This is a genomic window from Streptomyces sp. NPDC001351, assembly GCF_042896045.1.
Taxonomy (GTDB): Bacteria; Actinomycetota; Actinomycetes; order Streptomycetales; family Streptomycetaceae; genus Streptomyces.
In genome coordinates, this window is the sequence record NZ_JBIAWS010000001.1 from 262,937 (window position 1) to 287,847 (window position 24,911).

20 protein-coding genes and 3 tRNA genes are annotated in these 24,911 nt (G+C 70.2%); 13 read left to right on the plus strand and 10 right to left on the minus strand.

Annotation, left to right across the window (positions count from 1 at the left end; genetic code table 11):
* A partial coding sequence (locus tag ACFY1U_RS01135; protein ID WP_390692049.1) for a hypothetical protein occupies positions 1-369 on the plus strand: 369 nt, incomplete at its 5' end.
* Here the strand turns inward: ACFY1U_RS01135 and ACFY1U_RS01140 are convergent.
* Both ACFY1U_RS01140 and ACFY1U_RS01145 read right to left on the minus strand, forming a co-directional pair.
* Positions 321-944 carry a class F sortase gene (locus tag ACFY1U_RS01140; protein WP_390692050.1) on the minus strand — a complete coding sequence of 208 codons (624 nt, stop codon included), beginning with the start codon at positions 942-944 and terminating at the stop codon, positions 321-323. The two genes, ACFY1U_RS01135 and ACFY1U_RS01140, sit on opposite strands and share 49 nt — an antisense overlap.
* 117 nt (positions 945-1,061) lie before the next feature.
* Positions 1,062-1,589: a hypothetical protein gene (locus ACFY1U_RS01145; RefSeq protein ID WP_390692052.1), complete on the minus strand. Its 528-nt coding sequence runs from the start codon at positions 1,587-1,589 to the stop codon at positions 1,062-1,064.
* 279 nt (positions 1,590-1,868) lie between these two features.
* On the opposite strand from ACFY1U_RS01145, the gene ACFY1U_RS01150 reads away from it, so the two are divergent.
* Entirely contained in the window at positions 1,869-2,468 is a 600-nt protein-coding gene (locus ACFY1U_RS01150) for an NADPH-dependent FMN reductase (RefSeq protein ID WP_390692053.1), read from the plus strand.
* A gap of 126 nt (positions 2,469-2,594) precedes the next feature.
* On the opposite strand, the gene ACFY1U_RS01155 is transcribed toward ACFY1U_RS01150, so the two are convergent.
* Positions 2,595-4,247, minus strand: coding sequence for a M4 family metallopeptidase (locus ACFY1U_RS01155; protein WP_390692054.1), 1,653 nt, complete (start codon positions 4,245-4,247; stop codon positions 2,595-2,597).
* Positions 4,248-4,409: 162 nt separating this feature from the next.
* Here ACFY1U_RS01155 and ACFY1U_RS01160 point away from each other — a divergent pair, with 162 nt between their 5' ends.
* Positions 4,410-4,838 (plus strand): gamma-glutamylcyclotransferase, encoded by a 429-nt coding sequence (locus tag ACFY1U_RS01160; protein WP_390692055.1) that lies wholly within the window; start codon positions 4,410-4,412, stop codon positions 4,836-4,838.
* 15 nt (positions 4,839-4,853) lie between these two features.
* Here ACFY1U_RS01160 and ACFY1U_RS01165 read toward each other — a convergent pair whose 3' ends face one another.
* The gene (locus ACFY1U_RS01165) at positions 4,854-6,974 is read right to left on the minus strand and encodes a molybdopterin oxidoreductase family protein (protein ID WP_390692056.1); all 2,121 of its coding nucleotides are present in this window, start codon (positions 6,972-6,974) and stop codon (positions 4,854-4,856) included.
* Between the two features lie 102 nt (positions 6,975-7,076).
* Positions 7,077-7,748 carry a vancomycin high temperature exclusion protein gene (locus ACFY1U_RS01170; RefSeq protein WP_390692057.1) on the minus strand — a complete coding sequence of 224 codons (672 nt, stop codon included), beginning with the start codon at positions 7,746-7,748 and terminating at the stop codon, positions 7,077-7,079.
* Positions 7,749-7,960: 212 nt separating this feature from the next.
* Here ACFY1U_RS01170 and ACFY1U_RS01175 point away from each other — a divergent pair, with 212 nt between their 5' ends.
* The 5 genes from ACFY1U_RS01175 to ACFY1U_RS01195 all read left to right on the plus strand — a co-directional run bounded on the left by ACFY1U_RS01175 (position 7,961) and on the right by ACFY1U_RS01195 (position 15,033).
* Positions 7,961-8,836 carry a sirohydrochlorin chelatase gene (locus ACFY1U_RS01175; RefSeq protein WP_390692058.1) on the plus strand — a complete coding sequence of 292 codons (876 nt, stop codon included), beginning with the start codon at positions 7,961-7,963 and terminating at the stop codon, positions 8,834-8,836.
* Between the two features lie 166 nt (positions 8,837-9,002).
* Complete coding sequence (locus ACFY1U_RS01180; RefSeq protein ID WP_390692059.1) at positions 9,003-10,256, plus strand: deoxyguanosinetriphosphate triphosphohydrolase; 1,254 nt, start codon at positions 9,003-9,005, stop codon at positions 10,254-10,256.
* Positions 10,257-10,425: 169 nt separating this feature from the next.
* Positions 10,426-11,691 (plus strand): NAD(P)/FAD-dependent oxidoreductase, encoded by a 1,266-nt coding sequence (locus ACFY1U_RS01185; protein ID WP_390692060.1) that lies wholly within the window; start codon positions 10,426-10,428, stop codon positions 11,689-11,691.
* Positions 11,692-11,729: 38 nt separating this feature from the next.
* Positions 11,730-13,631, plus strand: coding sequence for a DNA primase (gene dnaG / locus ACFY1U_RS01190; RefSeq protein WP_390692061.1), 1,902 nt, complete (start codon positions 11,730-11,732; stop codon positions 13,629-13,631).
* Positions 13,632-13,734: 103 nt separating this feature from the next.
* Positions 13,735-15,033: an RNA polymerase sigma factor gene (locus ACFY1U_RS01195; protein WP_390692062.1), complete on the plus strand. Its 1,299-nt coding sequence runs from the start codon at positions 13,735-13,737 to the stop codon at positions 15,031-15,033.
* 168 nt (positions 15,034-15,201) lie between these two features.
* Here ACFY1U_RS01195 and ACFY1U_RS01200 read toward each other — a convergent pair whose 3' ends face one another.
* The 4 genes from ACFY1U_RS01200 to ACFY1U_RS01215 form a co-directional block, all read right to left on the minus strand.
* Positions 15,202-17,133, minus strand: coding sequence for an ABC transporter ATP-binding protein (locus tag ACFY1U_RS01200; protein WP_390692063.1), 1,932 nt, complete (start codon positions 17,131-17,133; stop codon positions 15,202-15,204).
* Entirely contained in the window at positions 17,133-18,866 is a 1,734-nt protein-coding gene (locus ACFY1U_RS01205) for an ABC transporter ATP-binding protein (protein WP_390692064.1), read from the minus strand. The genes ACFY1U_RS01200 and ACFY1U_RS01205 overlap by 1 nt, the downstream gene beginning before the upstream one ends.
* Positions 18,867-18,981: 115 nt before the next feature.
* Positions 18,982-20,424 (minus strand): FGGY family carbohydrate kinase, encoded by a 1,443-nt coding sequence (locus tag ACFY1U_RS01210; RefSeq protein WP_390692065.1) that lies wholly within the window; start codon positions 20,422-20,424, stop codon positions 18,982-18,984.
* Positions 20,425-20,502: 78 nt separating this feature from the next.
* Positions 20,503-20,808 carry a YtxH domain-containing protein gene (locus ACFY1U_RS01215; RefSeq protein WP_390692066.1) on the minus strand — a complete coding sequence of 102 codons (306 nt, stop codon included), beginning with the start codon at positions 20,806-20,808 and terminating at the stop codon, positions 20,503-20,505.
* 134 nt (positions 20,809-20,942) lie between these two features.
* On the opposite strand from ACFY1U_RS01215, the gene ACFY1U_RS01220 reads away from it, so the two are divergent.
* The 3 genes from ACFY1U_RS01220 to ACFY1U_RS01230 all read left to right on the plus strand — a co-directional run bounded on the left by ACFY1U_RS01220 (position 20,943) and on the right by ACFY1U_RS01230 (position 21,332).
* Positions 20,943-21,015 (plus strand) — tRNA-Asn (locus ACFY1U_RS01220).
* 5 nt (positions 21,016-21,020) lie between these two features.
* A tRNA-Asn gene (locus tag ACFY1U_RS01225) sits at positions 21,021-21,093 on the plus strand.
* Positions 21,094-21,258: 165 nt separating this feature from the next.
* Positions 21,259-21,332 (plus strand) — tRNA-Ile (locus ACFY1U_RS01230).
* Positions 21,333-21,500: 168 nt separating this feature from the next.
* Here ACFY1U_RS01230 and ACFY1U_RS01235 read toward each other — a convergent pair.
* Positions 21,501-22,199 (minus strand): MFS transporter, encoded by a 699-nt coding sequence (locus ACFY1U_RS01235; protein WP_390692067.1) that lies wholly within the window; start codon positions 22,197-22,199, stop codon positions 21,501-21,503.
* Between ACFY1U_RS01235 and ACFY1U_RS01240 the strand changes: the two genes are divergently transcribed.
* Entirely contained in the window at positions 22,143-23,087 is a 945-nt protein-coding gene (locus tag ACFY1U_RS01240) for an MFS transporter (protein WP_390692816.1), read from the plus strand. The two genes, ACFY1U_RS01235 and ACFY1U_RS01240, sit on opposite strands and share 57 nt — an antisense overlap.
* Positions 23,088-23,889: 802 nt before the next feature.
* Positions 23,890-24,882, plus strand: coding sequence for a polyphosphate kinase 2 family protein (locus ACFY1U_RS01245; protein WP_390692068.1), 993 nt, complete (start codon positions 23,890-23,892; stop codon positions 24,880-24,882).
* Positions 24,883-24,911: the final 29 nt, after the last annotated feature.

Consider the following 24,911-nt stretch of genomic DNA (forward strand, 5'->3'; position numbering starts at 1 on the left):
ACGGGGCTGGTCGATCGTGAGTGGGACGACATCGGGGTGGGCGCCACGCACGCGGAGTCGCTGGGCTGCGTCCGTACGATCGCGGAGGCGGTGCTCGGCGGCTCGTGGTGGTCGTCCTCAGCGCCTCGCGGCAGCCGTCCTCAGCGGCTCGCGGTGAGGTGCGCGAGCGCGATCCGTTGCCCGGGGCTGGTCGATCGTGAGTGGGACGACATCGGGGTGGGCGCCACGCACGCGGAGTCGCTGGGCTGCGTCCGTACGATCGCGGAGGCGGTGCTCGGGGGCTCGTGGTGGTCGTCCTCAGCGCCTCGCGGCAGCCGTCCTCAGCGGCTCGCGGTGAGGTGCGCGAACACGACCACGTTTCCCTCGTAGCCGGTCGACCGCGAATACCCCCCGCCGCAGGTGATCACGCGCAGCTCGGGGCGGTCCGAGGCGCCGTACACCTTCTCGTCGGGGAAGTGCTCGGCGTCGTACACCTCGACCGCGTCCACCGAGAACAGCGCCGTGCTGCCGTCCCGCCGGTCCACCTCGATGCGGCTGCCCTTCTTCAGGGCGCCGAGGTCGTAGAAGACGGCGGGGCCGTCGGCGTTGTCGACATGGCCCGCGACGACGGCGGTCCCCCTCTCCCCGGGGGTGGTGCCGGCCTCGTACCAGCCCGCGAGGTTCCGCTTCGCGGCGGGCGGCACGCCGAGGCTGCCGGACGGGGTGAGCGCGAGGCCCATGAGGGGCGCGTCCACGTGGATCGACGGGATGCGGATGCGGTCCGGCGGGGACGGCGGCAGCGCGGGCGCGCCGGGCGGCCGGCCGCCGTGGCCGGTGCGGGCCGCCTGCGCGGCGGACGGCTGCGGTGGGGCGTGCATCCCCGCGCCCCCACCGAGCAGCCACGCGCCGGAGCACAGGGCGACCACGGTGACGGTCCCTATCGCGCCGTTGCTGACTCTGCGCACGCGAGCCTCCTACCTGACTCGAGCGGTCGTACCCGGCCCCCTCCGAGCCGCGAGGGGCATCGGACCCGGAGGGGGAGGGACATGCGGTACCGGCGGACGGACAGCGGAGGGTGTCCGTCAGATCCCGTCGCCTCTCGCCCGGCGATGCAGGAGCCAGGTACCGCCCGCGGCGGCAACGGCGAGAGCCGTCACGCCCGCCGCGGTCTGCACGGGATCGGGGCCCAGGGCGCCGCCGACCCCCGTCTTCACACTTCCGCGGGGCTCCTGCCCGTGGCCCGCCGTCAGGGTCACCACCAGGTCGCCCGTGACCTGCCGGTCGCCCTCGGCGCACTGCGCGACGATCTCGTACGTCCCCGGCTGCGCGCTCGGCGGCACCCGGAACTGCCCGACCGCCTCACCGTCGTGCGCACTCGGCGCCAGGGTGAAGACACCGGCCCCCACCGCTCCGGCGTCGCCCGCCGCCGTAGCCTCCGTACCGCACTCCGCGGTGTTCACCGTGATCTGGGTGCCCGGCACGGCCTGGGAGGGGAACACCTCCAGACCGCCGCCGCCGCCGTCGTCGTCGGCGTACGCGGGCGCGGCCACGAAGCCCGCGGCTGCGACGGCGAGGGCGGTACCGGTCAGCAGACGGGCGGTACGTCGCATCGATGCTCCTCCGAGCTCTCTTCGGTGTCCCCTGCCCTTCCGAGGTAAGTGCCAGCTGCGCGAGACCGCTTCCTGAAGGTCTGTCAGAAATGCGGTGAATGGGTGTCAGATCCGTGCGCGGTGCGGCCCCTCGGGCGGACTTTCAGCAGGTCACCGGCGTGAGGCAGGAGCCGCATGCAACAGCACCCGATGGGCGCAGGGCGCGCGTGTGAACGGGTGACCCGGTGATCACGGTGCAGGCTTGACCTCAAGAAAGGTTGAGGTACGAGGCTGGATCGCATGCAGACCACAGATGCGACCCACGAAACCGAAGCCCCTCTCGCCGTCACCCTCGTCGTCGGCAGCAATCGCCACGGCCGCTTCGGCCCTGTCGTGGCCGACTGGCTCCTGGACCATATGCGCGACCGCGACGACCTGCTCCCCGAGGTCGTCGACGTGGCCGAAGCGGACCTGCCCACGACCTTCGCCCCGACCTCCGAGGCGGTCGCGGCACGCTCCTCCATCACCCCGAAACTCGCGGCCGCCGACGCCTTCGTCGTGCTCACCCCCGAGTACAACCACTCCTACCCGGCCGGCCTCAAGAACCTCATCGACTGGCACTACACCGAATGGCAGGCCAAGCCCGTAGCCCTCGTCTCCTACGGCGGCGTCTCGGGCGGCCTGCGCGCGGTCGAACACCTCCGCCAGGTCTTCGCGGAACTCCACGCCGTCACCCTCCGCGACACGGTGTCCTTCCACAACGCGGGCGCGTCCTTCGAGGAGGGACGCCTCAAGGACCCGTCGGGCCCGGAGGCGGCGGCAAAGGTGATGCTGGATCAGCTGGTGTGGTGGTGGAGGGGGTTGCGGGAGGCGCGGGAGAGGCGGCCGTACGGGGGATAGGCGTACCCGGGGTGGCTGTTGTGCCGGACTGGCCCCGGGGCGGCGAACCGGAAGCGACAGGGGGCACGGCACACAGCCGCCCCGGCCCGAAGGCCGAGGCGGTCGCATCGTGTGCCCGGTGCGGGCTCAGTTCACGTTGACGGCACTCCAAGCCGCCGCCACCGCGTTGTACTCCGTGCTCCCCACCCCGTACAGATCCTTCGCCGCGTTCAAGGTCGCCGTACGCGCCCCCGCGTAGTTCGTCGAGGACGTCATGTAGACCGTCAGCGCCCGGTACCAGATCTGGCCGAGCTTGTCCCGGCCGATTCCCGTCACCGCCTTGCCGTTGGAGGTTGGGGAGTCGTAGCTGACGCCGTTGATGGTCTTCGCGCCGCTGCCCTCCGCCAGGAGGTAGGCGAAGTGGTTGGCGACGCCCGAGGAGTAGTGGACGTCGAGGTTGCCCACCGACGAGCTCCAGTAGTCGGCCGACTTGCCGTCCTTGGAGGGCTTGTCCATGTAGCGCAGGGCGGCCTGGCCGAATCCCGGCCGCACGATCTTCTCGCCGATCAGATAGTCCCCGGGGTCCGACGGGTTGTTGGCGTACCACTCCACCAGCGTGCCGAGGATGTCGGACGTCGCCTCGTTCAGACCGCCTGACTCGCCCGAGTACGTCAGGGCCGCCGTCTTGGAGGTGACGCCGTGCGTCATCTCGTGGCCGGCCACGTCCAGGCCGACCAGCGGGCCGAGGCTGGTGCCGTCACCGTCGCCGTACGTCATGCAGAAGCAACTGTCGTCCCAGAAGGCGTTGTTGTACTTGTTGCCGTAGTGGACGCGGTTGTAGGAGCCCTTGCCGTCGTTCGCGATGCCGTTGCGGCCGAAGGAGTTCTTGTAGAAGTCCCAGGTCATGTTGGTGCCGTACTGGGCGTCCACGGCGGCGGAGGCGCGGTCGGCGTCCGTGCCCGACCCCCAGTGGTTGTCCGCGTCCGTGAACACGGTCGACGGGGCACGGCTGACGCAGATGCTGGTCAGGAAACACAGGTCCGTCTGGTTCCCCGCGTCACCCGTGTACGTGCCGCCGCGCGTCGCGTCCTTGAGCTGGTACGTCGATCCCGACAGCGTCGTCTCCAGCGGCACCGTGCCGCTGTACAGCGACTTGCCGTCGCCGGTCGCCGTCTCGATGTCGTCCCAGGCGTCGATCTGATGGCCGGTGCGGGCGTCCGTGAGAACCGTGCGGGAGACCGGGTTGCCCAGGGAGTCCTTGGCCGCGACCTTCGTCCGCCACGCCAGCTTCGGCGTTCCGTGCAGGGCGTCGACGACCAGCTCCGGCCTGGCCGTCAGCTTCTTCAGGGTCTGGCCGAGGTTGACCGCGCGCAGGGCGTTCGCCGCGAGGTCGGCGGCCTTCGGAGCCGATATGGAGGGGACGATCGAGGCGAGGGATATCTTGCTCCGGGTCGCCCGGTTCGCGCTGCGGTACGTTCCGTCCGAGGCCATGTGGACCACGAAGTCGCCGCCGAGCACCGGTAGTTGACGGTACGTCCGGTCGTAGCGCACATGCTGCGTGCCGTCCTTGTCGACGATCACGTCCCGCACCTTCGTGCCCTCGTCGGAGGTGAGCCCGAGGCCCGCGGCGTGCGCCAGGAGCGCCGATGCCGCGTTCGCGATCGCGCCCGCCCTGGTCGGTTGTTCGTCGGCCACCGCGGCGGGGGAGAGTGCCGCTGCCAGGAGACTGGCGGTGGTGGCGGCCACGCCGAGGGCGGCGAGCCGACGGGAACCTCGGACGTCGATACGTATCCGGCTCATCGATCTCCTCGAGAAGGCGCCAAAGGGCGCGTGGGGGCGCGCGGAGGGCGTGGGGGGAGCGCGCAGGTGTTGACGACGATTCAAGGGGTCATGACATGGCGAGGTCCATAGCGCGTACCGGGAGGTATGGGAGGGGGAGTGTGAGGAGAGAGAATCGTTTTTGTGAGACTCCCGTTCTTCGTCTACGGCACCCTCCTCCCCGGCGAGGTCAACCACGATCTGTTCCTGCGCGGTCGCACAGAGGTCGAGGAGCCGGCACGGCTGAACAGCGCGGTCCTGTACGACGGTCCCGGCTATCCGTACGCCGTCGAGGAGCGCGGCGGGGTGGTGTACGGGGAACTCGTGACCGCAATGCCGGAGATGTACGAGGAGTTGCTCATCGCCCTCGACCGGCTGGAGGAGTACGCCCCGGGTGATCCGCGCAACCTCTACGAGCGCGTCGAACGGGAGGTGATCCGCGACGGGGACGGCACGGCCGAGGGCGGTGACACGGCCGTACGCGCGTGGGTATATGTCGCCGCCCCCACGGTCGCCGCCCGTCTGCGCGCCCGCGGGAAGCTGATCGAGAGCGGCGACTGGCGGGTCAGATGAGTCCGCCTGCCCCTGCTACGGCTGAACCGTCTCCAGCCGCACCGCACACGTCTTGAACTCCGGCATGCGTGAGGTCGGGTCGAGGGCAGGGTTGGTCAGCGTGTTGGCGCGGCCCTCGCCCGGCCAGTGGAAGGGCATGAAGACCGTGTCCGGGCGGATCGAGGTGGTGATGCGGGCCGGTGCGACGGCCCGTCCCCGGCGGGAGACCACCGCCACCGGGTCGCCCTCGGCCGCCCCGAGCCGCGCAGCGAGCCGCGGGTGCAGCTCGACGAACGGGCCCGGCGCCGCGGCGTTCAGCTCGTCCACGCGGCGGGTCTGGGCGCCGGACTGGTACTGGGCGACGACCCGGCCGGTGGTCAGCAGCACCGGGTACTCGTCGTCCGGCTCCTCGGCGGAGGCCCGGTGCGAGACGGGGACGAAGCGGGCCCGGCCGTCGGGGGTGGCGAAGCGGTCGAGGAAGAGGCGGGGGGTGCCGGGGTGGGCGTCCGCGGAGACCTCCTGGGCGGCGGAGGTGTCCGCGCCGTCCTCCGGGTCCGCCGGACACGGCCAGAACACCCCGTTCTCCTCCGCCAGCCTGCGGTAGGTGATCCCCGAGTAGTCGGCCGGCCCACCCGCGCTGGCCCGCCGCAGCTCCTCGAAGACCTCCTCCGGATCGGTCGGGAAGCCCTTCTCCACGCCGAGCCGGTCGGCCAGTTCGTGCATGACCTCCAGATCGCTGCGGACACCGTCGGGAGGAGTGATCGCGCGCCGCCGCAGCAGCACCCTGCCCTCCAGGTTGGTCGTCGTGCCGGTCTCCTCCGCCCACTGGGTGACGGGCAGCACGACGTCCGCAAGCGCCGCCGTCTCCGACAGGACGACATCGCAGACCGCCAGGAAGTCCAGCGACTTGACGCGTTCCTCGACGTGCGCGGCACGCGGCGCCGAGACGACCGGGTTGGACCCCATCAGCAGCAGGGACCTGATGTCCGTGCCCAAGGCGTCCAGCAGCTCGTACGCGCTGCGCCCCGGCCCGGGAAGCGAGTCCGGGTCCACGCCCCACACCGCGGCCACGTGCCGCCGCGCCGCCGGGTCGTCCAGCTTGCGGTAGCCGGGCAACTGGTCGGCCTTCTGGCCGTGTTCGCGTCCGCCCTGTCCGTTGCCCTGCCCGGTCAGACAGCCGTACCCGGACAGCGGGCGGCCCGCGCGGCCGGTCGCCAGGCACAGGTTGATCCACGCGCCGACCGTGTCCGTGCCCTTGGACTGCTGCTCGGGCCCGCGCGCGGTCAGCACCATCGCGTTCTCGGGCTCGCAGAACAGCCGTACGGCCTGCCGCAGTTGGGGAACGGACACCCCCGTGATCCGTTCCACGTACTCCGGCCAGTGCGCCATCGCCGCCGCCCGGGCGTCCTCCCAGCCGGCCGTGCGCTCCTGGACGTACGCCTCGTCGACGCGGCCCTCGGCCACGACCAGGTGCAGCAGACCGAGCGCCAGCGCGAGATCCGTGCCGGGCCTCGGCGCCAGATGCAGGTCGGCCTGCTCGGCGGTCTTCGTGCGGCGCGGGTCGACGACGATCAGCGTGCCGCCGTTCTCCTTGAGCTCGTTGAAGAACCGCAGCGAGGGCGGCATGGTCTCCGCGAGGTTCGAGCCGACCAGGATCACACAGCCCGTCCTCGGGATGTCCTCCAGCGGGAAGGGCAGCCCCCGGTCGAGCCCGAACGCCTTCGTGCCGGCCGCCGCGGCCGACGACATGCAGAACCGCCCGTTGTAGTCGATCTGCGAGGTGCCGAGCACCACCCGGGCGAACTTGCCGAGCGTGTACGCCTTCTCGTTGGTGAGGCCGCCGCCGCCGAAGACGCCGACCGCGTCCGGGCCATGTTCCGTACGCGTCCGGTGCAGGCCCTCGGCGACACGGCCCAGTGCCTCGTCCCAGGTGGCGGGCACCAGAGTGCCCGCGGAGCGCACCAACGGCGAGGTCAGGCGCACCCGGGACGAGAGCACGGCCGGCGCGGTACGGCCCTTGCCGCACAGTGCGCCACGGTTCACCGGGAAGTCCGCGCGCTCACTCACCTCGACCGTGCCGTCCGGCGCGGGCGTCAGGTTCATCCCGCACTGCAGGGCGCAGTACGGGCAGTGCGTGGGCGTCGCGGAGATCTGCATGCCACTCAGCGTGCTTCGGCTGTGTTACATGCGGGACGGCTCCTTGTTACACAGGCGGCACGGCGACCTCCCGGCCGGCCGGGAGCGGCGGTGAGGCGCCCTTCACCGCGCCTCGGCCAGCGCCTTCGCGACCCCCTCCTCCTTCGGCCCGAGGAACTGCGGGTCCGGATGGAACACGGCGTCCAGGACCGCCTTGCCGGCCGCGAAGATCTCACGGGTACCGCCGTAGTACCAGGTCACGTCGTGCTTGGCGTCGACCCCGATGCCGTACGAGTCGACACCCGCCGCCTCGCACAGGGCGACCGCCCGCCGGATGTGGAAGCCCTGGCTGATGAGCACGGCCCTGTCGACGCCGAAGATCTTCTTGGCGCGGACGCAGGAGTCCCAGGTGTCGAAGCCCGCGTAGTCGCTGACGATCCGCCCGTCCGGCACACCGTGCTTCTTCAGATACGTGCGCATGGCGTCGGGCTCGTCGTAGTCCTTGCGGCTGTTGTCCCCGGTGACGAGGACGACCTCGACACGACCCTCGCGATACAGCTCGGCGGCCGCCTTCAGACGGTTCGCGAGGTACGGGGACGGCTCACCGTTCCACAGGCCCGCGCCGAAGACCACGGCGACCTCCGTGCGCGGCGCGTCGGCGGACGTCCGCAGCCGGTCACCCGTCGTGACGTACAACCAGGTCACCGGCAGCAGCGCCAGCACACACCCGGCCATCACGGCCTGCACCAGCCTCCGCTGCCCGGCACGCGTGCGTGGCAGGCGTGGTCTGCGCATCGGTCCCCCTTCTTGGGCCTGCTTTTCGACAGTCAGAGACGTCCTGTCAGGCTCCGCGGTTCGGCACACGATACGTGACCAGCTTCACTACGAGAGATGAAACCGCAGGTCAGATCCCCTCACACACCCCACGCACCCCACCGTGAACCGCCGGAAAACACCCGTCATTCTCATGCAACGGGGCGGCAACCTCCGGCCGCCACCATCGGTCCATGACGGCGTCGAACCCTCCTCGCGACGAGTCCCCGGCCGCCCACCTCGACAGTACGGCGCACCTCATGAACCGGATCAGCAGCCAGCTCGCCAGCCAGCTCAGCCTCGTCTCCCTGAACGGCAGGCGACGCCCGGGCCCGCCCGCGCTCGTCGTCGTCGCGCACGGCAGCCGCGACCCGCGCGCCCTGAGCACCGTCCGTACGCTCCTGGACCGCGTCCGCGAGCAGCGCCCCGGCATCCCGGTCCACCTCGGCCACATAGAGCTGAACGACCCGCTGCTCCCCGACACCCTCGCGACGCTCGGCACCCGCGAGGCCGTCCTCGTCCCCCTCCTCCTCAGCCGCGGCTACCACATCAAGCGGGACATCCCCGAGATGGCCGCCGCATCGCAGGTACGCGCGCGCGTGGCCGGCGCCCTCGGCCCGCACCCCCTCCTGGTGGAGACCCTGCACGACCGCCTGGTCGAGGCCGGCTGGTGCACGAGCATGGCCGACACCACCCGCCGCAGGAGCGCCGTAGTCCTCGCCGCAGCAGGCTCCCGCGACCCGGAGTCCAAGATCGACACCAACCGCACGGCCCAGCTGCTGTCGGAGCGCCTGGGCGTCCCGGTGGTCCCGGCCTACGCCACCACAGCCGCCCCGACGGTCCCGGACGCCATCCGCGCCCTGGCGGCGAACGGCCGACACCGGGTGGCGGTGGCCTCCTACTTCACAGCACCCGGCCGCTTCGCCACGGAATCCGCAGAGGCGGCACCTTGGATCGCGTCGGCACCGCTGGGCACACACCCCGCGATGGCGAAGCTCGTACTCCACCGCTACGACCAGGCACTGGCAACCCCGGTAACGACAACGGAACCGGAGTTGGCGTCGGCTTAGAGCGGGGGGACGACCGCAGTTCCTTCAGGGGCGCGGGGCTGTATCGATGTGCGGCTCCGCCGCGTGGGCGCGATCAACCACAACGAACCCGCACCCGCAACACAACAGAACCCGGCAGACGAGTAGGCACACCCCAATTGTCACTGCCTGCGCTTACTGTCGAGACATGTCGTACGACGCGCAGTCAACAGAACGCTGGGCCCCCGAACCCGACAAACGCCCCGGCCGCACAGCCTTCCAACGCGACCGCGCCCGCATCCTGCACAGCTCAGCGCTCCGCCGCCTGGCAGGCAAAACCCAGGTCGTCACCCCGGGAACCCGCAGCCAGGCTTGGGACGCCAGTCCCAGAACCCGCCTCACCCACTCCCTGGAGTGCGCCCAGGTAGGCCGGGAGCTCGGCGCGGCCCTGGGCTGCGACCCCGACCTGGTGGAAGCCGCCTGCCTCTCCCACGACCTCGGCCACCCCCCCTTCGGCCACAACGGCGAACAGGCCCTGAACGAATTCGCCGAGGACTGCGGCGGCTTCGAGGGCAACGCCCAGTCGCTGCGCCTCCTCACCCGCATCGAACCCAAGCGGTTCACCCCAGAAGGCTCCGTGGGCCTCAACCTCACCCGCGCCGCCCTGGACGCCGCCACCAAATACCCCTGGCCCCGGGGCGCCCACCCCACCGACCCGGCCTCCCCCAAGTTCGGCGTCTACGAGGACGACCGCCCCGTCTTCGACTGGGTCCGCAAGGACGCCCCAGGCACCCGCACCACCTTCGAGGCCCAGGTCATGGACTGGTCGGACGACGTGGCGTACTCGGTGCACGACGTCGAGGACGGCCTGCACGCCGGCCACATCGACCCCAACTGCCTGCACGCGGAGCCCGAACGTCAGGCGGTCTTCGCGGTCGCCGTCGGACGCTACGTCCCCGCCGGCACCGACCCGGCCGAGCTGGCCGCCGCCCTGGACCGCCTCCAGGACCAGGAGTGGTGGCCGCACGGCTACGACGGTTCCGCGGTCGCCCAGGCCCGCCTCAAGGACGCCACCAGCCAGCTCATCGGCCGCTTCTGCCTCGCCGCCGAGACCGCCACGCGCGCGGCGTACGGCACCGGCCGCCTCACCCGCTACGGCGCCGAACTCGTCGTACCGCACGAGACGCGCCTGGAATGCGCGGTCCTCAAGGCCGTCGCCGACCGGTACGTCATGCAGCGCGCCGAACAGGAGCTGCTGCGGGCCGACCAGCGGATCGTGGTCGCCGAGCTGGCCGAGGCGCTCACCGCCCGCGCCCCGGACGGCCTGGACCCCCAGTTCCGCGCCCTGTTCGACCAGGCAGGCGACGACCGCGCCCGCAAGCGGGTGATCGTCGACCAGATCGCCTCCCTCACCGACGCATCGGCCCGTTCACTTCACGCGCGGCTGACGGGGCATCTGTGAGACTGACGGGACGCGGGGGACTCCGAACGAGCCCGAATGTGACCCTCCGTGGCCTGATCGGACCACTCCCTCTTCCCCCCTCACGCTCCGTGCGGGACGCTCGCATGTGGCGCCAAACGCTGGTTGTTTTCTGGGGAGACACCCCCCAGACCCCCGTAGGAGGCATCAAGTGGTCGACGCGGATCAGACATTCGTCATCGTCGGAGGCGGTCTCGCCGGCGCGAAAGCGGCCGAGACGCTCCGAGCGGAGGGCTTCACCGGGCGCGTGATACTGATCTGCGACGAACGCGACCACCCGTACGAGCGCCCTCCCCTGTCCAAGGGCTATCTGCTCGGCAAGAAGGAGCGCGACAGCGTCTTCGTGCACGAGCCGGCCTGGTACGCGCAGAACGACATCGAGCTGCACCTCGGCGAGACCGTCGACGCCATCGACCGCGAGGCGAAGACCGTCCGCTTCGGCGAGGACGGCACGCTCGTCCGTTACGACAAGCTGCTGCTGGCGACGGGTGCGGAGCCGCGCCGCCTCGACATCCCCGGGACCGACCTGGCCGGCGTCCACCACCTGCGCCGCCTCGCCCACGCCGAGCGGCTCAGGCACGTGCTGACCTCCCTCGGCCGGGACAACGGGCACATCGTGATCGCCGGCGCCGGCTGGATCGGTCTTGAGGTCGCCGCGGCGGCCCGCGAGTACGGCGCCGAGGTCACCGTCGTCGAACCCCTGCAGACCCCGCTGCACGGGGTCCTCGGCCCCGAGCTCGGAGGCCTCTTCGCCGAGCTGCACCGCGAGCACGGCGTCCGCTTCCACTTCGGCGCACAGCTGACGGAGATCGTCGGCCAGGACGGCATGGTCCTGGCGGCCCGCACCGACGACGGCGAGGAGCACCCCGCGCACGACGTTCTCGCGGCGATCGGCGCGGCCCCCCGCATCGGCCTCGCGGAAGCCGCCGGCCTGGAGATCGCCGACCGCGCACACGGCGGCGGCGTAGTGGTCGACGAGCGCCTGCGCACCTCCGACCCGGACATCTACGCGGCCGGCGACGTGGCGTCCTTCCCGCACGCCCTCTTCGGCACCCACCTCCGCGTCGAGCACTGGGCCAACGCCCTCAACGGCGGCCCGGCGGCGGCCCGCGCGATGCTGGGCCGGGACGTCACCTACGACCGTGTGCCCTATTTCTTCTCCGACCAGTACGACTTGGGGATGGAGTACAGCGGGTGGGCGCCCGCGGGGTCGTACGACGAAGTGGTGATCCGGGGGGACGCGGGCAAGCGTCAGTTCATCTCCTTCTGGATCAAGGAAGGCCGGGTGCTGGCCGGGATGAACGTGAACGTGTGGGACGTCACAGAGCCCATCCAGAAACTGATCCGCTCGAAGACACAGGTGAACACGGAGGCCCTGGCGGACCCGCACGTTCCGCTCGAAAGCCTCGTCTCCTGAGAACCGAGGCTGTCAGTCCGTCCCCGTAGAATCACCACGTGGCAGGACGGATCAACGACGAGGACGTGAAGGCGGTACGGGACGCGGTCCCGATCGACGCCGTCGTGTCCGAGTACCTCCAGCTGCGCAACGCGGGCGGGGGCAACCTCAAGGGCCTGTGCCCGTTCCACGACGAGAAGTCGCCGTCCTTCCAGGTCAGCCCGAGCAAGGGGCTCTTCCACTGCTTCGGCTGCCAGGAGGGCGGCGACACCATCACGTTCGTGATGAAGGTCGACCACCTCTCCTTCTCCGAGGCGGTCGAGCGCCTGGCCGGCCAGGCCGGCATCACCCTGCGCTACGAGGAGGGCGGGTACAACCCGTCCCACCAGCGCGGCGAGCGCATCCGCCTGGTCGAGGCCCACAAGATCGCCGCACAGTGGTACGTCGAACAGCTCGCGACCAGTCCTGAGGCCGACACCGGCCGCAAGTTCCTCGCCGAGCGCGGCTTCGACCAGTCCGCCGCCGAGCACTTCTCGGTCGGCTACAGCCCCCAGGGCTGGGACCACCTCACCCGCTTTCTGCGCGGCAAGGGCTTCACCGACAAGGAACTCCTGCTCTCCGGACTCTCCCAGGAGGGCCGCCGCGGCCCCATCGACCGCTTCCGCGGCCGCCTGATGTGGCCGATCCGCGACATCGGCGGAGACGTCGTCGGCTTCGGCGCCCGCAAGCTGTACGAGGCGGACAACGGCCCCAAGTACCTGAACACCCCCGACACGGCGATCTACAAGAAGTCCCAGGTCCTGTACGGCATCGACCTGGCGAAGAAGGACATCGCCAAGGCCAGCCGAGCCGTGGTCGTCGAGGGCTACACCGACGTGATGGCCTGCCACCTGGCCGGCGTCACCACCGCGATCGCGACCTGCGGCACGGCCTTCGGCGGCGACCACATCAAGATCCTGCGCCGGCTGCTCATGGACAACGGCAGCGCACGGGTCATCTTCACCTTCGACGGCGACGCGGCCGGCCAGAAGGCGGCCCTGCGCGCCTTCGAGGACGACCAGAAGTTCGCCGCCGAGACCTACATCGCCATCGCCCCCGACGGCATGGACCCCTGCGAACTCCGCCTGGCCAAGGGCGACGAGGCGGTCGCGGACCTGGTAGAGCCCCGTACGCCGCTCTTCGAGTTCGCCCTGCGCCAGATCGTCGTCCGCTACGACCTCGACACCCCGGCCGGCCGGGCCGCCGCCCTGGACGAGGCGGCACCCATCGTCGCCCGCATCAAGAACAGCGGCGCCCAGCACGAGGTCGCCGTCCAGCTCGCCGGCATGCTCGGCATCCTGGACACCCAGTTCGTGGTCAAGCGGGTGGCCCAGCTGGCCCGTTGGGCCCGCGACCGCGGCGGCAAGGGCCCGGCCCCGGCGCGCGGCCCACAGTCGTACGAGGCCGCGCCCCGCTCCTCGGGCCCGTCCGGCCCCGCCCTCAACCTCCGCAACCCGGTCTACGCCACCGAACGCGAACTCCTCAAACTCGCCCTCCAGCGCCCCGAGTTGGTCTCCCCGGCCTTCGACGCCTACGGCATCGACGAGTTCACCGCCGCGCCCTATGCCGCCGTACGCCAGGCGATCATGGAGGCGGGCGGCGCGGAGTACGGGGTGCAGGACGCGCAGGACTACCTGGTCCGGGTCCGCGAGGCCGCACCCGACGACACGGTCCGCGCGATGGTCACGGAGCTGGCCGTCGAGGCGATCATGCGCCGCACGGTCGACGAGAACTATGCGGGCGAGCAACTCGTGACCGTCCGCCGCCGGGCCGTGGAGCGCCGCGTCCGCGACATCCAGAGCACCCTCACCCGCCTCGGCACCCACGGCGACCCGGCACAACTGGCCGCCGTACAGAACGAGTTGTGGGTGCTCCAGCAGTACGACCAGGCGCTGCGCGAGCACGGCGCCGCAGCCCTCTGACCTCTTCGCGTACGCCGCGGTAACCGCGCGGTCACGGCACGATTGCAAAAAGTCACCGCACGCCCCTCGTGGCGGCGATGTGTCGTACTCCACACTGGGTCCGGTGCCTGAGTCCTCGGAGCGCGGCGGACCCGTCCCCCACGGGTCGCACAACCCCGCGGTTCCGCTCATCGCGTACGGGACGGACAGCGGCGAGGCCGTCGACTCCGCTCCCGAAGCAGCGCTGCCGCACACCTCAGCAGCGATCATCCTGGAGGTCGCCCCCGTGCAGACCCAGACCCTCACCCAGACCGACACAAGTACGGACGGCACGGAGCCGGACGCGACCGACGTTCTCGTCGCGGTCCCCCCGCAGACCCGTGTCGCGCACCACCCCGAGGCGGAGCCCGAGGGCCCGCCCGAGCCGGCCGAACCGCCCGCCGAGGCGCTGGAGGCCGCGGAGGACCCCGAGCCGGTGGCACCGCCGCGTGCCCGCTCCGCCGACACCGGCGGCCCGTCCTCGGACCTGTTCCGCCAGTACCTGCGCGAGATCGGCCGTGTCCCCCTGCTGACCGCGGCCGAGGAGGTCGAGCTGGCCCGCCGTGTCGAGGCCGGACTGTTCGCCGAGGAGAGGCTCAGCACGGCCCCCGACCTGGACAGCCAGCTCGCCCTCGACCTGGACCGCCTGGTCGTCATGGGCCGGATGGCCAAGCGCCGCCTCATCGAGGCGAATCTGCGGCTCGTCGTGTCCGTGGCCAAGCGGTACGTCGGCCGCGGGCTGACCATGCTCGACCTGGTCCAGGAGGGAAACCTGGGCCTGATCAGGGCAGTTGAGAAGTTCGACTACGCCCGCGGCTACAAGTTCTCGACGTACGCCACCTGGTGGATCCGCCAGGCCATGTCCCGAGCCCTCGCCGACCAGGCCCGGACCATACGGGTCCCGGTCCACGTCGTCGAGCTGATCAACCGGGTCGTCCGCGTCCAGCGCCGCATGCTGCAGGAACGCGGCTACGAGCCCACGCCGGAAGAAGTCGCCGACCACCTCGACCTGCCCCCCGAGCGGGTCACCGAGGTCCTCCGCCTGGCCCAGGAACCCGTCTCCCTGCACGCCCCGGTGGGCGAGGAGGACGACGTGGCCCTCGGCGACCTCATCGAGGACGGCGACGCCACCTCGCCGGTGGAGTCGGCGGCGTTCCTGCTGCTGCGTGAGCATCTGGAGGCGGTGCTTTCGACGCTCGGCGAGCGCGAGCGGAAGGTCGTGCAGCTGCGCTACGGCTTGGCGGACGGCCGCCCCCGCACGCTGGAGGAGATCGGCCGCATCTTCGGCGTGACCCGGGAGCGCATCCGTCAGATCGAGTCGAAGACCCTGAACAAGCTGCGGGATCACGCATTTGCGGATCAACTGAGGGGCTATCTGGACTGATGCCGTCTGCGGCCCGGTGGGGGCTGGTCGCGCAGTTCCCCGCGCCCCTGAAACCGCCGTAGCTGCGGGCAGTCGTGCCGCTGGGGCGGCACGGGTGGGCGCAGCGGCACCCCGCTGACGCGGGCAAGTGCACACCCACCCGGCCCAGCCCCAGCGCCGGGCAACGGCTCAGTCCACCTCGGCCACCGCCTGCGCGAACTGCGCCTTGTACAACCGCGCATAGGCACCGTCCGCGGCGAGCAGCTCCGCATGCGCGCCCTGCTCCACGATCGCCCCGTTCTCCATCACGAGGATCGTGTCCGCGTCCCGGATCGTCGACAGCCGGTGCGCGATCACGAACGACGTACGCCCGTGCGCCAGCTTCGCCATCGCCTTCTGGATCAGCACCTCGGTCCGGGTGTCGACCGAAGAGGTCGCCTCGTCCAGCACCAGGATCGTCGGGTCGGACAGGAACGCCCGCGCGATGGTGATGAGCTGCTTCTCACCGGCGCTGACCCCCGTGCCCTCGTCGTCGATCACGGTGTCGTAGCCGTCGGGAAGCGTCCGGATGAACCGGTCGGCGTGCGCGGCCCGTGCGGCCTCCTCGATCTCGCCGCGCGTGACGTCCCGCGAGGCGCCGTACGCGATGTTCTCCGCGATCGTGCCGCCGAACAGCCAGGTGTCCTGCAGCACCATGCCGATCCCGGCCCGCAGTTCGTCGCGGGACATGGTCGCGATGTCGACGCCGTCGAGGGTGATCCGCCCGCCGGAGACCTCGTAGAACCGCATGAGCAGATTGACCAGGGTGGTCTTGCCCGCTCCCGTCGGGCCGACGATCGCGACCGTGTGCCCGGGTTCCGCCTTCAGGGACAGGTCCTCGATCAGCGGCTTCTCGGGGTCGTAGCGGAAGGAGATGTTCTCCAGTTCCACCCGCCCGCGCAGTTCCTCGGGCCGCTCGCCGCGCACCGGATCCGCCTCCTGCTCCTCCGCGTCCAGGAGTTCGAAGATCCGCTCGGCCGAGGCGACACCCGACTGCACCAGGTTCGCCATCGACGCGACCTGCGTCAGCGGCATCGAGAACTGCCGCGAGTACTGGATGAAGGCCTGCACGTCACCGATGGACAGCGCACCCGAGGCGACCCGCAGACCGCCGACCACCGCCACCAGCACATAGTTGAGGTTCGACACGAACATCATCAGCGGCTGCATGACCCCGCTGTTGAACTGCGCCTTGAACCCGGCCTCGTACAGCGCGTCGTTCTGCTCGGCGAACTGCTTCGCCGACTCCTCCTGCCGTCCGAACACCTTCACCAGCGTGTGGCCGGTGTACATCTCCTCGATGTGGGCGTTCAGCTTGCCGGTGGAGCGCCACTGCTGCACGAAGTGCGGCTGCGACCGCTTGCCGACCCGCGTGGCGACCACGAACGACAGCGGCACGGTGACCAGCGCCACCAGCGCGAGCAGCCACGACACCCAGAACATCATCGCCAGCACACCGATGATCGTCAGCAGCGAGTTGATGAGCTGGCCCATCGACTGCTGCAGCGTCTGCCCGATGTTGTCGATGTCGTTGGTCGCCCGGGACAGCACCTCACCGCGCTGCCGCTTGTCGAAGTACGACAGCGGCAGCCGCGACAGCTTCGCCTGCACGTCCTCGCGCAGCCGGTACATGGTCCGGTTCACGGCCCGGTTCACCAGCCGTGTCGCCACCGCCATCAGCAGACCGGCGACGAGGAACGTGCCCAGCGCGAGCAGCAGTACGTCGCCCACCGCACCGAAGTCGATGCCCTTGCCCGGGGTGAAGTCGGTGCTGCGGAGCATGTCGGCGACCTGGCCCTGCCCCCGCTCCCGCATGGAGGCGAGGACCTGGTCCTTCGTGGCCCCGGACGGCATCTGCCGCCCGATGATGCCGGCGAAGACCAGGTCGGTGGCCTTGCCGAGGATCTTCGGCCCGACCACGTTCAGGCCGACGCTCACGACCACGCAGAGCAGCAGTACGTAGATGGTCAGCCGCTCCGGCTTGAACTGGGCGATCAGGCGTTTGCCCGACACCTTGAAGTCCATCGAACGGCTGTCGGGGCCCCCGCCCTGACCCATCATCCGCGCCATGGGCCCGGCCATCAGGCAGCCTCCGCTTCCGTCAGCTGGGAGAGCACGATCTCCCGGTAGGTCTCGTTGTCCGCCATCAGCTCGTGATGTTTGCCGGTCCCGACGACACGTCCTTCGTCGAGTACGACGATCCGGTCCGCGTCCCGGATGGTCGCCACCCGCTGGGCGACGATCACGACGGTCGCCTGCGCGGTCTCCTCGGCGAGGGCCGCCCGCAGCGCCGCGTCGGTCGCGTAGTCGAGGGCGGAGAAGGAGTCGTCGAAGAGGTAGATCTCCGGGCGCTGCACCAGCGTCCGCGCGATCGCGAGCCGCTGCCGCTGGCCGCCGGAGACATTGGTGCCGCCCTGTGCGATGGGGGAGTCGAGGCCGTTCTCCAGCCGCTCGACGAACTCCTTGGCCTGTGCCACCTCCAGCGCGTGCCACAGCTCCTCGTCCGTGGCGTCCGGATTGCCGTAGCGCAGATTGGTCGCCACCGTCCCCGCGAACAGGTACGGCTTCTGCGGGACCAGTCCGACCGTTTTGGCGAGCAGCTTCGGGTCGAGCGTCGCGACGTCCGTGCCGTCGACGAGCACCTCGCCGTCGGTCGCGTCGAACAGCCGTGGGACCAGCCCGAGCAGCGTGGACTTGCCGCTGCCGGTCGAACCGATGACGGCGGTCACCTCGCCGGGCCGCGCCACCATGTCGATGCCCTTGAGCACGGGCTCCTCGGCGCCCGGATAGCGGAAGCCGGCACCACGGATCTCCAGATGCCCGTGTCGGCGCAGCTCCGTGACCGGTGCGACGGGCGGCACCACGCTCGACGAGGTCCCGAGGACCTCCTCGATCCGCTCGGCGCAGACCTCCGCGCGCGGCACCATCATGAACATGAAGGTGGCCATCATCACGGACATCACGATCTGCATCAGATAGGCGAGGAACGCGGTCAGGTCACCGATCGCCATCCCCCCGCTGTCGATGCGATGCGCGCCGAACCACACCACCGCGATCGAGGACAGGTTCACCACCGTCATCACGATCGGGAACATCAGCGCGAGCATGTTGCCGGTGGCCAGCTGCATCTCGGTGAGGTCGGCGTTCGCCTTACGGAAACGATCCTTCTCGTAGTCGTCCCGCACGAACGCCCGGATCACACGGTTGCCGGTGATCTGTTCCCGCAGCACCCGGTTCACCGTGTCAAGGCGCACCTGCATGGCCCTGAACAGCGGTCGCAGCCGCCGTACGATCAGCGTCACGCAGATGCCCAGCGTCGGCACCACGGCGACCAGCACCCCGGACAGCGGCACGTCCAGGCCGAGCGCCAGCACGATCCCGCCCACGCACATGATCGGCGCCGAAGCCATCAGCGTGAACGTCATCAGGGCCAGCATCTGGACCTGCTGTACGTCGTTGGTCGTACGGGTGATCAGGGAGGGCGCCCCGAACTGCCCGACCTCCCGCGCCGAGAAGGACTGCACCCGGTCGAACACCGCCGCCCGGAGGTCGCGGCCGACCGCGGAGGCGGTCTTGGCGCCGTAGTACACGGCGCCGATGTTGCAGACGACCTGCGCCAGCGAGATGCCGATCATCAGGGCGCCGAAGGAGAGGATGTAGCCGGTGTCACCCTTCACGACACCGTTGTCGATGATGTGCGCGTTCAGCGTGGGCAGGTAGAGGGTGGCGCAGGTCTGCAGGAACTGCAGCAGCACCAGCAGGGTGATGGGTTTCTTGTAGGGCCTGAGGTAGGTCCGCAGAAGTCGTATGAGCACGCTACGTCTCTCGGAGTCGGCGGTGGGGCGGGCTTGATGCCCCAGGCTCCTATCGTCGGACACTCCACCCGTGTTACCTCAACCGATTAAGCCGACAGCAGTGCTCCGTACCGCCTTATGGGCGGAAAGCGCCGGGGTGTGTCTGTTCCCTGACCGAAACGAACTGCTGCCGCACCGCCTGACCCACCGCCAACTCGTCACCGGGCTCCAGCACCTGTCCGCTCGCGCCCTGCCAGACGGGCGGGTTGCGCGGATCGAGGGTGCCCTGCGAGACCCCGAGCGCCCAGGCGGCCTGCCGGGCGGCACCGATCGCGGCATAGTCCGCGGGCTGCGGCACGACGACCTGCGCCCCGAAGAGCATGGGCGCCGCCGCCTGCACGGCGGGCAGTTCGGCGGCCGCCCCCAGCAGGAAGATCCGCCGTACCTCGACACCCCGGCCGCGCAGCACGTCCAGCGCGTCCGCGAGCCCGCACAGCATGCCCTCGAACGCCGCCCGCGCGAGGTGCTCGCCCTTCATCGACTCCCGCCGCAGCCCGGCGATCGACCCCGCCGTGTGCGGCAGGTTCGGCGTCCGCTCACCCTCCAGATAGGGCAGGAGTACGAGTCCGTGGGCGCCCGGGGTCGACTTCATCGCCAGCTCTGACAGGCTCTCCAGATCGGGCAGCCCGAGCAGCTCGGCGGTCCCCCGCAGGGTCCGTACGGCGTTCAGCGTGGTGACGACCGGCAGATGCATGCCGGTCGCGTCGGCGAGGGACGTGATCATCCCGGTGCTGTCGACCAGGGCCTCGGGGTGTACGGCCATGACGGACCCGGAGGCGCCGAGCGACACCACCGCGTCACCGAGCCCGATGCCCAGCCCGAAGGCGGCTGACATGGTCTCCCCGGTCCCGGCGGAGATCAGCAGCCCCTCCGGGGTCGTGCCCGCGGCGTCCGCAGGCCCGATCACCTCGGGCAGCATCGCCTGATGGCCGAGCGCCAGCTCGACGAGATCGGAACGGTAGCTGCCGGTCGCCGCCGACCAGTACCCGGTCCCGGAGGCACCGCCCCGGTCGGTGGTCCGTCTGACCGGCCTCCCCAGCAACTGCCACACCAGCCAGTCGTGCGCCTGCATCAACATCGCGGTGCGCAGAGCGGCATCGGGTTCGTTCTTGGCGAGCCAGCGCAGCTTGGTCACCGGCTGCGCGGCCTGCGGCACACAGCCCACCGCCTGCGCCCAGGCCTCCCGGCCGCCGAGCGCGTCGATCAGATCGGCCGCCGCGACCTGCGCGCGCTTGTCGCCGCCGACCATCGCGGGGCGGACGGTGCCGCCCTGCGCGTCCAGCGGCACGAGCGCGTTCTGCTGCGCCGACACGCCGATGGCCTGCACGCCCTCGAGGAGCCCGCCGCCGGCCGCTTCACCGAGGGACAGCAGCCAGGCCTGCGGGTCGACGTCGGCGGGCCGGTCGCCGTCCACCGGATGCGGGGCATACCCCTGCCTGAGCACGGTGCCCGTGTCCGTGTCGCAGACGACGATGCGAGTGAAATCGGGTGCACTGTCCAACCCGGCGACTATCCCCATGGCGAAAATTCTATGGGCCCCGCGCCACAGGAGTGTGTGCGCTTCGCCGGGTGCGGGCGCGTCGTGGCAGGTGAGCTGCTACGTGTTGCTGGTGCCCCAGTCGTCCTCCGCTGCGCCGTTGGTGTTGCGCTCCCGCAGGGAGCGGACCCGCTGGGCCACCGAGTCGGGGACGCGGTCGCCGACCTTCTCGCTCACCGCGTGGTACGCCTTGCCGGCGAACTCGCGGCCCTGCTGCGCGGCCGACTCCGCGGTGTTGCGGACGGCCGGGTTCTGCGCGACCTGGCGTGCGGACTTCTTCAGCTGCTCGTAGCGCTCGCGACCGGCACGTGTGCCGAGGACGTAACCCAGAGCCAGTCCGACGACGAACGTGAGCTTGTAGCGCATGGCGGAGCCACCCTTCCGTCCTGGGGGAGTACCGATTGGCGGAGCACCCCCCTGCTTGCGCTAATGTATGTGTCGCAGCGAGCGCCCGCCCTCTGGCGAATACCCAGACAGGTACGTTCGATGCAACGAGGCATTCCTCCGTAGCTCAATTGGCAGAGCAGCCGGCTGTTAACCGGCAGGTTACTGGTTCGAGTCCAGTCGGGGGAGCTCGGTCCTCCGTAGCTCAATTGGCAGAGCAGCCGGCTGTTAACCGGCAGGTTACTGGTTCGAGTCCAGTCGGGGGAGCACAGAAGAGGACCCCCTTGGGGTCCTTTTTCATGTGGGCGGGAACCGCGCAGGCCGCGGTGCAGTCTCCATGGGCGTGCGAAGTCGACCATCCGAAGCAGGAGATCGTATGAGCGGCTATGCTGCGGCAGACGGCGCGCACAAATGTGCGCGACACGCCGCCGTGGGGCGGTAGCTCAGCCGGTTAGAGCAGCGGACTCATAATCCGTCGGCCGTGGGTTCGAGTCCCACCCGCCCCACTCTGCAGGTCTCTGGCCTGCTGAAACGTTCATCTTGTCCTGTCGGATCGTCAACTTTGCCTGGACGGATGGAATCCGCTGTTCCTCTGACGGCGGCGGAGTAGCTGCATCACGCGTGGTGGCTGGTGATCCACCGCGCACGAGTCGTTCACGGACAGCGGGCCCCGCTCAGTGGCGGCCGTTGGCGGGTGCCTCGCGTGGCAGGAGCCACACGAACGTGAAGCACAGGACGAGTACTCCGCCTATGGCGCCGAGCGCGGTGAGGAACCCGTGCAGTTGTCCGCCCGTGGACACCGCGTCGAAGTAGACGGTGGTGACGATCGCCGCTCCCATGGCATTGGCGAGCTGTTGAACCGCGGAGAGTGAGCCGCTGGCGCTGCCGGCCTCCTCTCTGCGGACGTCGCCGATGGTCACGTCGTAGATGCTCGCGAGGCACGCGCCCATGCCGAGACCCAGCACGAACACGGAGGGGGCGAGCGCCCACGCGGAGACCGTGTCGCCCAACGCGACGCCGGTGACGAGCATGCCCGCGACCGCCGCGATCGTGACGACCAGACCCGCGATGACGAGCCGGCGCCCGAGTTTCGGGATCAGCGGCCGCGCGGCGAACGACGACACGATGATGCCCAGCATCATCGGCGACATCGCGAGAGCGGCACCGGCGGGTGCGAAGCCGAGTCCGAGCTGGAAGTACAGGGATATGACGTAGGCGAACCCGTTGACGGCGGCGAAGTAGGCGAGTCCGACGAGCAGGCCGCTGACGAATCCCCGGTTGCCCAGGAGCGACGGCAGGATCTGGACGTGGCCGGCATGCTGCTGTTCGCGCTGTTCGCAAGCTCCCTGCTCTACGGCACCATCCGCTCCCACGCCTCGGGCTGGACCGGATCGGGGACTCTCATCGCCTTCGGTGTCTGTGCCGTCGCCCTGCTCGCGTTCGTGCTGCGACAGCGTGCGACCGACCATCCGATGTTCGACCTGGCGCTGCTGCGCCGGCCCGCCTTCACCGCCGCCCTGGTCGCCATGTTCGTCGGCGAGTTCACCGCCTACGGCTTCATGGCGTACACCTCCATCTGGCTGCAGTCCCTGACCGGCCTGTCCCCGCTGGGCGCGGGGCTGATCATGCTGCCCAGCTCCGCCGCGTCGATGATCGTCTCGCTGCTGGCCGGACGCCGGCTGCACCGCTTCCTCCCGCGCTACTCCCTGCCCGTCGCCCTTCTGCTGGTCGCCGTCGGCGCCCTGGCACAGGCGGGCCTGACCCCCGGCTCCACCGGCAGCCGCGTCATCGCCGGACTGTTCGTCAGCGGTCTGGGCATGGGCATGGTCTTCCCGGTCGCCACCACCCTCGCGATCGAATCCGTCCCGCACCGCCGCGCCGGCATGGCCGCAGGGGCGTTCACCACCTTCCAGCAGCTCGGCTACGCCGTCGGTGTCGCCATCTTCGCCAGCGTGATGGCCGCGGTCGCGAAGTCAGAACTGACCGGGCACGTCACCGACGCCCACGCGACCGCCCAGGAACTCACCGGAGGCGGAGCCCAAGCGATCACCGCTCGGGCTCCGGTCACGGCCCGGCCGGCCCTTGAACACCTCTTGAGCGCCGCGTTCGTCCACGGACTCAACACCGTCGCCGTCATCGGCGCAGCTCTGGCGGCGGTCACGGCGCTCATCACCGGGTTCGTCCTGCGCCGAGAGACATGGGCCGCAGCTGACTACGCCGAACCTGACAACGAAGAGACAAACGCCCTGGTCAATACATAGGGCGAACACGCGGCGCACTCTCAGCGTCTGCCCCGCCGTACGACGGCGGGGCAACGTCCTTGAAAGCAGCGCGAAAGGCGAGCGCCCGACTGATCTTCGCGCCGAGTTGGACCGCGGCAGCGTCGCCGCGGCCGTACGCGCGACGAACACAGACCGGAACTATGACGGACACGGACCGGAACTACGCCGCGTCATCACGCGCTTCCGGCGCGTAACCCCGGAGGGGTTGGCCCGCGCGGCGGGATCACCGGACCGGAATCAGGGCCGCGCTGTACGGCGGCACCGCTGCCATCTCCGGCCGCAGCCGCGGTGGTTACCGCTTCGTCGTCGACATTCGGCTGCGCATGCCCGAAGTGCAGGCCGGACACGAGGGTCCGCCGGACCAGGAAGCCGTCGGGATGCACGCTCGGAGGCACCGGTTCAGCATGGAAGGAAGGGAAGCTCCCGTCGAGTACACGGGCAACGGGACCCGGACCGGGGACCTGGTCCTGCATGCGGGCACCGTGCCCGCCACGGGGCGTCACGTCACGGTGCACGCGTGCGACATCTGGTGCCCTGGTGAGGGGCCCGTTCTCGCGGTCGCCGTGCAGATACCGTGCGATGTTCCGCAACGGCCATGACGGCGGACGAAGAGTTTCCCCCGGTCGGAGCGTTGCCTCCCCTCGAGGGCCGGGGCCGTCCGCGACATGGTGACGCGGCTGAGGGCCGCCTGGCCTGCCTTCCGATCCTGGCCGAACGCCGGGCCCGCAGAGCACTCGGCGCGGTGGCCGGGCGGACGGCGACGGAGAGGAACTGATGAGTGATGTCGGACGACAGAGCCGAACGCATCGCAGAGTTCATCGAGCCGTTGCGGGTGGCACCGGGCTCGACGGTCCGTCTGGAACGTGACTTCGATCCTCGCGAAAAGGCCGGTCTGAAGAAGCGCAAGGCGGCGGATCTGCTGCGGACCGGGGTGGAGCTGCTGGCGGAGTACCAGTCGCGGCTGGCCGCCCAGGACACGTACGGCGTGCTGCTGTGCCTGCAGGCACTCGACGCCGGAGGCAAGGACGGAACGATCCGCCATGTGATGAGCGGCGTCAATCCACAGGGCGTGCGGGTGAGCAGCTTCAAGGTGCCCTCCAGCGAGGAGCTGGACCACGACTACCTGTGGCGTTACGCGGGGCGGCTCCCCGCGCGCGGCGAGATCGCCATCTTCAACCGGTCGCACTACGAAGAGGTTCTCGTCGTACGCGTGCACACCGAGAACCTCGTCCGGCAGAAGCTGCCCGACAGCGCACGCGGGTCCGGTGTGTGGAAGCGGCGGTACCGGGAGATCAACGACTGGGAGCGTTATCTCGTGGACAACGGGTTCAAGGTGGTGAAGATCTTCCTGAACCTGTCGAAGGAGGAGCAGCGCGCCCGCTTCCTGAAGCGGATCGACCTGCCGGAGAAGAACTGGAAGTTCTCCGCGGCCGACGTCCGGGAGCGTCGGCACTGGGCCGAATACCAGCGTGCGTTCTCCAAGATGCTGTCAGCCACGAGTACGGAGTGGGCGCCCTGGTACGTGGTCCCGGCGGACCGGAAGTGGTTCGCGCGGCTTTGTACGGCGGCGATCCTCGCGCACACGCTGATGGACATCGACCCCCAGTACCCGCAGATGCCGGAGGCGGCCCGGAAGGAGTTGCTCGTCGCCAAGCGGGGCCTGGAGCGGGAGGCACCCACCGGTATGCCGGCCGATCCGTATGCGGCCCGGCACCCTTCGGGGCGAGACGCTCGGACATCCGGGCGGCGCGCCGGGAAGAAGAAGCGCGGCTAGGGCCGGTTGCCAAAGTCCCGTCGTCCGCC